General features: G+C 39.0%; 12 protein-coding genes. 5 read left to right on the forward strand and 7 right to left on the reverse strand.

Features of this window, described 5'->3' with window-relative positions:
* The first annotated feature begins 186 nt into the window (after positions 1-186).
* Positions 187-1,365, forward strand: a complete 1,179-nt coding sequence (locus LCD32_RS18025) for an aspartate phosphatase (protein ID WP_060781585.1) — start codon at positions 187-189, stop codon at positions 1,363-1,365.
* 93 nt (positions 1,366-1,458) lie between these two features.
* Here LCD32_RS18025 and LCD32_RS18030 read toward each other — a convergent pair whose 3' ends face one another.
* The 5 genes from LCD32_RS18030 to LCD32_RS18050 form a co-directional block, all read right to left on the reverse strand.
* Positions 1,459-2,307, reverse strand: a complete 849-nt coding sequence (locus tag LCD32_RS18030) for a PRD domain-containing protein (protein WP_060781586.1) — start codon at positions 2,305-2,307, stop codon at positions 1,459-1,461.
* Positions 2,308-2,338: 31 nt separating this feature from the next.
* A complete protein-coding gene (locus tag LCD32_RS18035; RefSeq protein WP_065461409.1) occupies positions 2,339-3,805 on the reverse strand; it encodes a glycoside hydrolase family 1 protein in 1,467 nt (488 codons plus the stop codon).
* A 4-nt stretch (positions 3,806-3,809) separates the two neighbouring features.
* A complete protein-coding gene (locus tag LCD32_RS18040) occupies positions 3,810-5,669 on the reverse strand; it encodes a beta-glucoside-specific PTS transporter subunit IIABC (RefSeq protein ID WP_017368397.1) in 1,860 nt (619 codons plus the stop codon).
* 330 nt (positions 5,670-5,999) lie between these two features.
* A complete protein-coding gene (locus LCD32_RS18045) occupies positions 6,000-6,953 on the reverse strand; it encodes a hypothetical protein (protein WP_065461410.1) in 954 nt (317 codons plus the stop codon).
* 101 nt (positions 6,954-7,054) lie between these two features.
* Positions 7,055-7,948 carry a hypothetical protein gene (locus LCD32_RS18050; RefSeq protein ID WP_065461412.1) on the reverse strand — a complete coding sequence of 298 codons (894 nt, stop codon included), beginning with the start codon at positions 7,946-7,948 and terminating at the stop codon, positions 7,055-7,057.
* Between the two features lie 182 nt (positions 7,949-8,130).
* On the opposite strand from LCD32_RS18050, the gene LCD32_RS18055 reads away from it, so the two are divergent.
* Positions 8,131-8,682: a PadR family transcriptional regulator gene (locus tag LCD32_RS18055; RefSeq protein WP_065461415.1), complete on the forward strand. Its 552-nt coding sequence runs from the start codon at positions 8,131-8,133 to the stop codon at positions 8,680-8,682.
* A 4-nt stretch (positions 8,683-8,686) separates the two neighbouring features.
* On the forward strand, positions 8,687-9,175 hold the full coding sequence (locus LCD32_RS18060; RefSeq protein ID WP_065461416.1) for a DUF4188 domain-containing protein: 489 nt from the start codon (positions 8,687-8,689) through the stop codon (positions 9,173-9,175).
* Positions 9,176-9,185: 10 nt separating this feature from the next.
* Here LCD32_RS18060 and LCD32_RS18065 read toward each other — a convergent pair whose 3' ends face one another.
* Positions 9,186-9,809: an NUDIX hydrolase gene (locus LCD32_RS18065; protein WP_035703939.1), complete on the reverse strand. Its 624-nt coding sequence runs from the start codon at positions 9,807-9,809 to the stop codon at positions 9,186-9,188.
* A 170-nt stretch (positions 9,810-9,979) separates the two neighbouring features.
* On the opposite strand from LCD32_RS18065, the gene LCD32_RS18070 reads away from it, so the two are divergent.
* Together LCD32_RS18070 and LCD32_RS18075 are read left to right on the forward strand one after the other, a co-directional pair.
* A complete protein-coding gene (locus LCD32_RS18070; protein WP_008347396.1) occupies positions 9,980-10,186 on the forward strand; it encodes a helix-turn-helix transcriptional regulator in 207 nt (68 codons plus the stop codon).
* The gene (locus tag LCD32_RS18075; protein WP_076821448.1) at positions 10,183-10,863 is read left to right on the forward strand and encodes a DUF3169 family protein; all 681 of its coding nucleotides are present in this window, start codon (positions 10,183-10,185) and stop codon (positions 10,861-10,863) included. The genes LCD32_RS18070 and LCD32_RS18075 overlap by 4 nt, the downstream gene beginning before the upstream one ends.
* 47 nt (positions 10,864-10,910) lie before the next feature.
* On the opposite strand, the gene LCD32_RS18080 is transcribed toward LCD32_RS18075, so the two are convergent.
* Positions 10,911-12,257: an amino acid permease gene (locus LCD32_RS18080; RefSeq protein WP_224564402.1), complete on the reverse strand. Its 1,347-nt coding sequence runs from the start codon at positions 12,255-12,257 to the stop codon at positions 10,911-10,913.
* Positions 12,258-12,280: the final 23 nt, after the last annotated feature.

Raw genomic sequence — 12,280 nt, forward strand, 5'->3', positions numbered from 1 at the left:
CAAAAAAAGATTTTACTCATTTGAATAAACAATCAATCATCATTACAATAACGTACATCTCATGACATAAGGTCCTTTTTATTACCTCCTGTCAATCACCTCCCAGAAACGATTATATTTTACCAAAAATTGTGATATCGTTTTTTATTGAAACAGGCGAAAGGATGTTAAAGAGGTGAAATTTCCATGAAAATCATTTCAGCTGAACAGGTGGGGAACCGTTTAAATGATTGGCGAATTGCCATTCGTAAGCATGATGTACACAATGCAAAGACACTCTACACAGAATTAAAGGAATTACTTCAAGAGATGGAAGAGAATCAGGAGGTCTTGACCTACTATTCATTGCTAGAAGGCAAGTTTAAGCTCATGTTATATGAACGAAGAGGTAAAAAACTGAATGAACCGACAGTGCTAGAATACCCTTCTAAAACAAACGACTTAATTGAATATTATTTTTACCTATATAAAGCCCTTTACGCTTCATATAACAGAGACTATGCATCAGCCATCGGACTGTTTAAAATTGCTGAGAAAAAACTACAAAACATTCCTGATGAAATAGAAGTAGCAGAATTCCATACGAAGGTCGCAAACCTATATATGATGCTTCACCAAAGCCTGATTTCACTTCATTATATTCAGAATGCCATCGATATTTTCAAAGGTCATGATGGCTATGAAAGAAGACTGGCAGCAGCTTTTGTGATCGCAGCCACCAACTTCATGGATATTGGCGATTTCAAAAGAGCTGAGAATTACTACACAAAAGCATTACACATCTCAAATCAATTAAACGATCATTTTCTAGCATCACAGCTTTATCACAATATCAGTATTCTATATGCCGAAGTTGGAGAATCAAAAAAATGTATTGATGCCCTAGAAAAGGCTCTTAGTGATGATGACTACCTTTCATCTTGTTATTTCGAACACTCCATGTTTATGTTACTAAAAGAGCTACTCTCCATTGATGAAAAGTCGCAAGCTCTCTATTATTTTGACTTGGTCAAACAAAAACAAGAAATAGACAGAAACCCCATCTATACAGCAAAAATGAATTTTCTCTATCACCTATATTTCACTGAAGACATATCCAAAAAAGCTCAAACCTGTTTCGATGACATCAGTATTCTGAAAGAATTAAAGGATGTTGAAGGTGCCCGTGAATTAAGTGCACTAGCTGCCAAACACTTTGAAGAGCTGGGTTCAATTCACCAAGCATATCTCTTTTTGAAGGATGCCTATCAATTGGAACACACTACACTTAACTGGAGGAATTATGATGAAAAAAGTGAGTTTACTCATTTTCGCTTTAGCCATCGTTGTTTTCGGACAAACGGTGTCTTACAATTCGTTAAATGATACAAATCTTAACCCAACAGAACGACCTATCGGAACATAAACCGATACAATACAAATAACCACTTGCCTCATTACAAGGCAAGTGGTCCACATTTATTTTAGTTCTTGATAAGAAATGAGGCGGTGAATATGTACCGCCAGATACGTAAGTTCGTCATTTGGAATAACAATACTGTGCACCTGTTTAATATAATCTTTGATTTTGAAAGCCACATCCATCGCTTGAGGATACAAGTGTGCAATTTGTTCAAACAACTCATTTTCTTGATCTGATAATAATTTATTTGCGTAAAATCTTTCAACAAAGAATTTCACATGTGTAATAAATCGGCTGTAATGAATATTCTCTTGATCCATTTTCATATTCAACGTATAGCGGACGAGATTCACAATACTTCCGATCATCTTGGCATACTTCATGCCATCTTTGGAATCGGACTCTTCACCTAACGCATTAATTAAATGAAAGGCGATATTGGCCGCTTCTTCCTTTGGTAATTGTATGCCCAATGTATCGTTGACTAACTCAAGCGCATAATTACCTACTTCAAATTCTTCAGTATAGTAGTTTTTGATTTCCCAGTATACTCGATTTGTAATATTAATATTCTTCTTGTGCCGTTCTACTGCAAAATTCAAGTGGTCCATCAAGGTAAAATAGACACCAGAATTCAGACTTGAGTTTAAGCGCTTTTCAGCATATTGAACAATATGCTGAGTTAAATCGATAAACTCTTGTGGCATTGAATCTAATAGTTGGAGAAATTCCTTCGCTCTCATGTTATCGACAGACATAAACACTTGATCTGCCTTCTTTTCTTCAATCATTTGACCTGGTTTTTGTCCATAACCAATCCCCCGGCCGAATAGAACCATCTCCTGTTGGTTCTGATCTTCAGCCAGAACCACACTCGAGTTTAAAACTTTTTTGATTTTAAACATCGTCATCACCTGTTTTCATGATTGTGGTTTTTCAATCAAGCGATTCACCATTTGTTTCAATGACCTTTTTGTACCAATAAAATGAGTCTTTACGAGAACGTTTTAATGTACCGTTTCCATCGTCATCTTGATCTACATGAATGAACCCGTATCGTTTTGACATCTGTGATGTACCTGCACTAATAATATCAATTGAGCCCCAGCTCGTATATCCGAAGAGGTCAACGCCTTCTTCCACCGCTTCTCTCATTTGGCGGAAATGCTCTTTGAAATAGTTAATACGATAATCATCGTGAATTGATCCATCACTTTCAACAACATCTTTTGCACCCATGCCGTTTTCTACAATGATCAGTGGTTTTTGATAACGATCATATAATTCTATTAAAGAAATTTTCAGACCAACCGGATCAATTTGCCATCCCCAATCAGTAGATGGAAGGTAAGGATTTTTGACCCCACGGATGGTATTTCCATCCGTTTTTTCTAATCCTTCATCAGCTGATTCAGTTAAAGACATATAGTAGCTGAACGAGATAAAATCTACTGTATTTTCTTTTAAAATAGAAAGATCATCTGATTCCATTTGGATATGAATGTTTTTTCTCTCAAGCATGCGCTTGATAAGCGGCGGGTATTCACCAAATACCTGAACATCTGCATAGAAATAGTTTTCTAAGTTTTGTTTCAATGCCCGCTCCACATCATTCGGATGACAAGTGTGCGGATACGTTGTTAATTTTGTCAGCATACACCCTACTTGACTGCCTGGTATGATGCGATGACAATCTGCTGTTACGAGTGCAGAGGCAATGAATTGATGATGGAGTGCTTGATAAACCGTCTCTTCCTCTTTCCCTTCTGGACAGCGATCAGGAATAATTCCTGCTGTAATAAAAGAGTGGCGGTGAATACTATCTATTTCATTAAAGGTCAGCCAATATTTCACATCATGTTTATAGCGTTCAAAACATACATTGGCGAACTTAACAAAGAGATCAACGACTTTTCTTTCAACCCAGCCATTATATTTCACGCTCAGTGCTAACGGCATTTCATAATGTGACAGTGTCACAATCGGTTCTATGTTGTGTTTTTTCATTTCTGCAAATACACGATCGTAAAATTGGAGTCCTTTTTCATTTGGTTCGTTCTCTTCTCCAGTTGGGAAGATACGGCTCCATGCAATAGAAATGCGAAGAGTTTTAAAACCCATTTCAGCAAATAGAGCCAAATCCTCTTTATAGTGATGATAGAAATCAACACCTCTGCGTTTTGGATACTTTTTATCATCTGGGTCTTTCATCGCTCGATCTATATTTTCAGAAGTAACAGCTAGATGCCCTTCATAATCTTCTACACTCAAATTAGACCGGTACATCGCAATATCAGCAACAGATGGGCCCTTTCCATCTACATTCCAAGCGCCTTCTGCTTGGTTGGCGGCAATGGCGCCGCCCCATAAAAATCCTTTTGGAAAACCTTTTATTGTCGTCATATGTTTAGCCTCCTAATTGGGTGATAACCATCAATGTATCTTGGCGATTGACCTCTTGTAATGGCTGTACCTTAATATCATATTGATCTGTATTCGTGATGACAGCAAGCGTAACTGGATCGTATCCTGCTTCCATGATTTTTTCTACATCAAATTCAATGAGTAAATCCCCTGCTTGTACACGATCTCCTGCCTGCACTTTTGGATAAAAATACTGTCCTTCCAACTGTACAGTATCAATGCCAATATGGAATAATACTTCAACCCCTTTGTCCGTTTTCATACCAAGTGCATGGTTTGTTTCGAACAGCAAGGTGACCTCACCATCTACTGGTGCATATAACGCTCCTTCTGAAGGAATAATGGCAATTCCGTCTCCCATGACCTTTGAAGAGAAAATATCATCTTTTACTTCAGCTAGAGAGATCATTTGACCAATCACAGGGCTTTTGAAAGTTTCCCCTGCTCCAATTTGTTCAGCAAATGCATCTTGATCATTTGTCTTTTCTTCTACTTTTTTATCCTTACCTAATACAAAAGCAGCGATAAAAGCAACAACGAAGGAAATGACAGCTCCAATGACAGCAAACATTAGATTTCGTGGAAGCTCATCTGATATAAACATCGACATACTTGCTAATCCAGGACCAACAAGTACAAAAGCTTGTATACCAACTAATCCAATGAAGATCCCGCCAACAAACGAACCAATCATGACACTTCCAAGTACGCGTTTATTTTGAAGTGTCACACCATACAAAGCAGGCTCTGTGATGCCAAAAAATGCTGAAATTCCTGCCGAAATAGCTGTTGATCTGAGTACCTTGTCTTTCGTGCGTAGTGCCACTGCGAAACATGCTCCACTTTCCGCAATATTATGCGCAAGTGATGCTGGTAAATAAAGTGCTTCTTTCCCGAGGTTCCCCATCGTTGTCACTGCATAAGGGACCATTGCTTTGTGCATGCCTGATGCAACCATAAACGGGAGTACCGCTGCTAAAATTGCGACAGCTACCCAACCTACTGTATTAAACATCGCAAGAATAACGGATGAAAACCCTTGTCCTGCTGTAAAACCAAGTGGTCCTAATAACAGTAACGTAACGGGTACAGTAATGACTAATGACATCATTGGGACAAAGAAAATCCGAATTGGTTTTGGTGAAAATCGTGTGAAGAATTTTTCCATTTGAGCGTAAAGCAATACAGAAAGGATTGCTGGAAACACTTGATACGCATAAGCTATATTTTTTACGTCGAATGACATTAATTGCGCACCTTCAGTAAGCATGGCTGTCATGTTCGGAAGAAGGAGTGCACCGACTGCTGATAATGCGACCAGTGGGTTTACCTTTAGTTTATTTGCCGTTGTGACAGCGACTAGTAATGGCAGGAAGTATAGTGGTGCGTCACCCACCATGTTCAGTATTTGATAGGTTTGGCCTTTTGCATCCACCCATCCTAATAAAGAGAAGAGGAGAAGAAATGATTTTAAAATCCCTCCGCCTGCGATAGCCGGAACAAGCGGCTGGAAGACACCCACAATGAAATCTAATAGAACTGTGCCTGCTTTTCTTTTTTCTTTTGGCTGATTGGATGGCATGCTTTGCCCAGACGAGCTGCCGCCCATTAAATTTGTTACCTGTTGATACACTTCAATCACGTCATTCCCAATGACCACTTGGCATTGTCCTGACATTCTGACAGCTATGACACCTGGTGTTTTTTCTAATGCTGGTACATCTGCTTTTTTCTGATCAATTAGTGTGAAGCGAAGTCTTGTTGAGCAGTGTTCAAGGTGCGCAATGTTTTCTTTACCACCTACATGCTGTAAAACATCTTTGGCGACTTGTGTGTAATCCATTTTTTCTCCTCCTTTTCTCATACATGAGACCTATATTTTGGCAATAAAAAAAGGATCTAAAACGACAAATTAAAGAAATTCATCGTTTTTAGATCCTGCCTGCATGACCAGTCACATGTCTAATTTATTTATATTGGATTTGTTTTTAGTATATATTGATTATATGAAAGCGTCAACATTTATTTTTCTGAAATTTATTAAGGTCTATATACCCAAAATACTTTTCTTTATTTACTTAAAGCAACTCTTTTGTTCCTTCTATCATCAATCAACAAAATGTTTCTCCATAAAAAACCAGATAAGTTGATTCACTCATCTGGTTTAAGACGCCTATTTTCTCTTTTCTTCTGCTTTCTTTTTAAATGCTTTCGCTTGTTTTTCATATTCCTTTTTCGTGACAGCTTTTAACTCTACCGAATCGCCTGTCATGATATATGGTTTAGGGAGTTTTTTATATTCCTGACGCGTGAAAGCTCTTAACTCTATTGTACCGTTGGTCTTTTTAACTGGCAGTTTGATTGATTTTGCATCTCGATCAGTCGAACCTATCAGTACACCTTGTTCAATTATAGGATCATAGCTCATGTCTAAAAATCCTCCACCATCCGTAAAGCCTCCGACTTCTAATTTCATTTCTTTATATGGCTTACAACCATCTTCAGAAACAGTTGTTATTAGAAAAGAGCCGAGCCATCCATTCTCAATATGCATGCTTTCCACTTGTAAAAATAGTTGTTTGTCCTCTGCCGTATATAGAAAACCATATACCTTGGCTACTTTATCCCTGAAGTGCCTCATATTGTCATAAAATCTAGTTTCTGATGTATCAACTAGATGTTGATGTCGATCTTGAATTTTTTTGTGATACGAATCTAGCTTTTTTCGATTGATTGCTTTATATATTCTGCTTTTCTTATCACCTTGTTTTTTCACAGATAGGTCTTTACCGGACATTTGAACTTCGTATATGATTGTTTCTTTGCCTTGTTTGACTCGAAATTCATAACCGTTTTCCTTTGAACTCCCGGACACTACATATTGTTTTTTATATATTTTGGGATCCCACCATATTTCTTCTATATACTTTTCATTCAAATGCCCCGTTACTTTGCCTTTATTCTCAGATATCTCAAACCAGCTCATTTTATCCTTCGTTTTATACGCAAATGCATAGGCATGATTCAATGAATTCTTTTGTGCAATTGCTTGATATGCTGTCCAGCCGCCTCCACCTAAGATGAGTACTGCCAGGATAGACACGACCCACATTTTCAGTTTACTCATACGTACCTCCACTCAAATATGTTTTGAAAAACCTTCATGATCCCTATTTATTCTGATCGCCCTGAAATCCCATTCACAACAATCATCTGTTCCAACACGATCTACTGTTGCCATTCTTTCGCCTTCTTTTTGAATGCTTCCGTTTGTTCTTGATATTCCTCTTTCGTGACCGCTTTAAATTCTATAATCCCGCCTGCCATTTTAAAAGGAAATTTAATGTATGTTGCGTCTCGGTCAGTTTCCCCTAAAATAAAACCCTTTTCAATTGCAGGATAAGTACTCAAATCAAACATTATCCCATCTGAAACTCCACCTGCTGTATGTTTCGTTTCTTTATAAGGTTCACCACCATCTCCTGGAACCTTTCTCATTAGAAAAGAACCTGCCCATTCAGACTGCATATACATTCGTTTTACTTTTAAAAATAGTTGGTATGAACCATCCTCTGCTGTATACAGATAACCATAAGCGCCTGTTACTTTCTTAATGAAGTTTCGTACATAATCATGAAATCTATTTTCCGTGTCATCCATCAGTTTCTCATATCGAGTATGAATGTCCTGTTGAACAGCACGTAGGTTTTTTTGATCAATTGCTTTGTATGTGATGCTGTGCTTTTCACCTTGTTTTTTCACAGAAAGATCTTTTTCGGCAAGGTGAACTTCATATGTGACCGTTTCTTTCCCTTGCTTCACATAAAATTCGTAACCGTTTTCAATTGATTTTCCGGTTAATTGATATTTGTTGATAAATAGATTGGGATCATAATGCCTTTGCGGATTTTCCTCTAAAATGGTTTCGTTCAGCTGGCCTGTTACTTTTCCGTTTCTCTCCGTTACCTTGAACCAGTTCACACGATCATGAGTCTTATATGCAAAGGCGTAGGGATGATTCAAACCACTCTTTTGTGCGATTGCTTGATAGGCTATCCAGCCGCCTCCACCAATCAGTAGTACCGCCAGAATAGTCATGATCCAGATTTTCGATTTACTCATATGTCCCCTCCAAACTATGATCGTTCACTCTATATGAAGGATTCATCTCATTGATTAACAAATCAGTGATCTCTTCACCTCCTTTCTAGCATTTATTTTTTTCTCATACCTCTTGTATCTGCAGTTATACATCGTTTATTATATATCTAAATGATATATCTTTTAGATAGGTGTGTTGATCAATGAAAAAATACAATGATACGACATATGCGATTTTGGGGATTTTAACGACAGATTGTAAGTCTGGGTATGAAGTGAAGCAATTAATTGATAGGAGCTTGCATCACTTTTGGAAAATTAGTTATGGACAAATTTATCCAGCTTTAAAGTTAATAGTCGAGGAAGGGCTTGCGAAGGTTTCACCCACTTCTACAACTGGCCGCTCAGACAAGCGGGAATATCATCTAACTGAAAAAGGGCTGGACACGTTGAGGCAATGGCTGGCGCAGCCGCTCGATCAAGTACCATCAGAACGAAATGAGGTGTTATTAAAGTTATTTTTTGGTCAATATCTTTCGTTTGAGAAAAAATTGGTGCTTTTACAGGATTATGAGAGGCAGCTCCGTATCCGTTATGAGACATATGTTGCGATTGAACAAAACATTCAAGAGCTGTATCCAGATGAAGCTGATGCGAAGTATTGGCTGTATACGTTAGATTACGGAAAGAAAGTGGCTCAGGCTGGAATTGATTGGTGCGTGGAGACCTGTGAATCAATGAAGGAAGAAGGGTGAACAAATGAAAAAAAATATACGTGCTGGCAGGTATACAACAGACAATTCTGAGCCGATTGTTGTGTTCATTATCGGAATGAGAATCAATAAACGCTGGGCTGTCCATCAATGGCTGCCAGTATTTAAGGCGATGCCGGGGATGATCAAAGAACTTTATACACATCAAGATGAACTTGGTTTTCTCGGGACAGAAAATTACTTCGGTTTACGCACTACCACCATGATCCAATATTGGAAATCAACAGAGGACCTCCTTGCCTATGCCAAGATGGAGAAGCATTTGACTGCTTGGAAAGAATTTAACCAAAGAGCACGACATAATGACGCGGTTGGAATTTATCATGAAACGTATCAAATTCAAGCCGGCTCATATGAATCTATCTACGTGAACATGCCTTCATATGGATTGAGCCAAGCTAAAGCGCCCATCCTAATTGGAAAAGGGAAAGGAAAAGAAACCGCAAAAGAACGCCTTTCTACAACAAATTCCTAGAGCTGATTCTCTAGGAATTTCTTTTTGCAACCATCACAAAATGTTTTAATATGCGGGCAGTTAATCCCCAAATGGTGTAACGATTGTAATCATAAAACCACTCTTCAATCGAACGACTCCCCCAGCTGTATTTTTCACCATTCATGATTTTTTCATAAGGAAAGTCCTCTCCTGGTGTTGGCTGCACCGATACATGGTGTAAGTACGGTTCGTATTGGCTGAGCCATGATAGAGGCACAGTAAAGGTCTCATCTACTTCTTCTTGATTAAAGGAATGTTTGACCTGCTGTTCATCAATGATTCCGACAAATGGATATACCACAAAGGATGGAGAGGCAATATAAGGGCTGAGTTGTCCTAAAACCTTGACGGATTCGGGCGGAATCCCTAGTTCTTCATATGTTTCCCGCAGTGCAGCTTCTTGTGCGGTTTCGCCGCCGTCGAGTTTGCCTCCTGGGAAGCTAATATCGCCAGGCTGTTTTCTCATCGTCAGTGATCGCACTTCAAATAAAACATGCCATTCCCCGTTTACTTGCACCAAAGGGACAAGGACTGCCGCTTTGAACGCTGTCTCTTCTCCGATAAATAGCGGCTGTGATTGATGTAAGTCACTTTTTAATTGATCAATGAACATGGGCATCACCTATTTTCTGTTTCTCTTTTCTTTAGCGTATCATTGATTCCCTTTTGAATAAAGGCGATCTTTCTGACAATTATTTTTATCATTTTGACAAATATACTTGTCAAAATGAATATAATACTTTACAATCAAGATAACATTTTGATCAGAGTTGAGGTGACAGAATGAAAAATCGGCTAAAAGAGCTGCGGGCGCGTGATGGTTTAAACCAGACGGAGCTTGCGAAACGGGCAAAGGTTTCCCGCCAGACGATCAGCTTAATGGAACGAGATGAATTAATGCCGTCTCTCTTACTTGCTATGAGGCTTTCACGTATTTTTCAAGAACCCATTGAACATATTTTTCTATTCGAGGAGGATGAACTCACATGAAAACTGTATACAAAATGCTCTTAGGTGCTCTCCTTGGTTTTCTCGGTGCTTACTGTTTGCTGGCAGCCGAATTTGAGCTGACACTTCTGCAAGCTGCATTTGAAGCGACTCTTGTCATCACTGGCCTGACAGTTCTATTCATCATTTATTGTTTTTCAGGCATTTCGCGCATGAAGAAAAGAGTCTCTCTTTCAGTATCTGGTGATGAGGAGGATGAACTCGAGGTAAAACAGTACCGAACCTTTACTGATGTAACGTTAGCTAATACGGTGAGTACCATTTTATCGATTATTGCAATTGGAATTTCCATCGTAACCGAGCAGCCACTCTGGCTGATTCTCGCAAATGCTGCCTTATTTTTGATCACCGTCATTCTTTCTTATGCATCGATCTCTGTCCTAAAGCTCGTCTATCCTAATCGTCACCTACCTAGTCCAACCGATAAAGATTATGGCAAAAAACTGCTCGCCATTTCTGATGAAGGCGAAAAGCATGTGATGCTCGATGGGCTTTTTCACACTTTCCAAATGATGAATATTTTATTGACCGGTGCCATGTTTATTTTGATTGTCTATTCTCTTGGCGCCAATCACTCTCAGCTCTTCTCCATCATCGTCGTTGGACTTGTTCTGATCATTCTTAATGCATACTATATGTTGAAGATTCGAAATCGTTAAATAAGCAAAAGCACAGCCATTTAAAAAGGCTGTGCTTTTTTCGTTCATTATGCTGAACGGCGTTTCTTTCGTGCATAAATCAAAAATAAGAACCCAAACCATACGGGTGTCAATAACAATGCTGGACGTGTTGCATCAGCGAAAAGCATGATAACAAGAATAGCAGCAAAGAGCACAAGAACCGCTATATTCACAAAAGGTGTAAATGGCGCTTTAAAGGTAGACGCCTTATGCAGTTCAGGACGTGTCTTCTTATATTTCAGATGGCATATTAAAATAATACTCCATACCCAAATGAAACAAATGGCACTGATCGTTGTCACAATACCAAAGGCTTGTTCAGGAATCAGCTTGCTTAAAAGAGCCCCTACTGACACCACAATCGTCGACACAAACAGGGCATTACTTGGAACAGCATGCTTATTTAGACGGCCAAAAGATGCCGGTCCTTGTTTTTGATGACTGAGATTATACAAAATTCGGCTCGTTGAGAACAAACCGCTATTACAAGCAGAAGCCGCAGATGTCAGGACGACAAAGTTGATGAGTCCCGCCGCTACTGGTATCCCAATGAGCCCAAAGGTTTTCACAAAAGGACTTTCTGATGCACTGAGTTCTGTCCATGGGTTGATGCATAGTAATACAAAAATCGCACCTACATAGAAAAATAGAATTCTTAATGGAATTTTATTAATCGCAGACGGGATATTTTTTTGCGGATTCGCTGTTTCTGCTGCTGACACACCGACAAGTTCCACGCCCACATACGCAAAAATCACCATCTGGAATGACAATAAGAAGCCTGTCACACCATTTGGAAATAATCCGCCGTGTGACCACAGATTCGTTACCGTCACGGGTCCTGCATCTGTTTGAAAACCAATGATTAACAGGACAATTCCAACGCCAATCAACAGTAATATCGTAATCACTTTAATAAGTGCAAACCAAAATTCCATTTCTCCAAAAAGCTTCACCGTTAATAAATTAAATCCTAGCAAAATCAATAAACAAATAATAGCAGGAATCCACTGCGGAATATCAAACCAGTACTGCACATACACCCCGACCGCAATAACATCCGCCATCGCTGTCATAATCCAGCAAAACCAATACGTCCATCCTGTCACAAAGGAAGCCCATGGTCCAAGATAATCCTCTGCTATATCCGTTAAAGACTGATAGCCCGTCTTAGATAAGAGCAATTCTCCAAGTGCCCTCATGACAAAAAAGATGGCCATTCCGACAATTAAGTACGCAAAAATGATCGATGGTCCTGCCAATTGAATAGCCTTTCCAGACCCTAAAAATAGCCCAGTTCCAATCGTTCCGCCAATGGCAATTAATTGAACATGACGGTTTGATAAATCTCGCTTTAACTCTTGTTGTGCCAATTTCAACACCCTCCTACGACACG

It is taken from the genome of Bacillus sp. RSS_NA_20, from assembly GCF_020165915.1.
GTDB lineage: Bacteria > Bacillota > Bacilli > Bacillales > Bacillaceae > Bacillus > Bacillus altitudinis.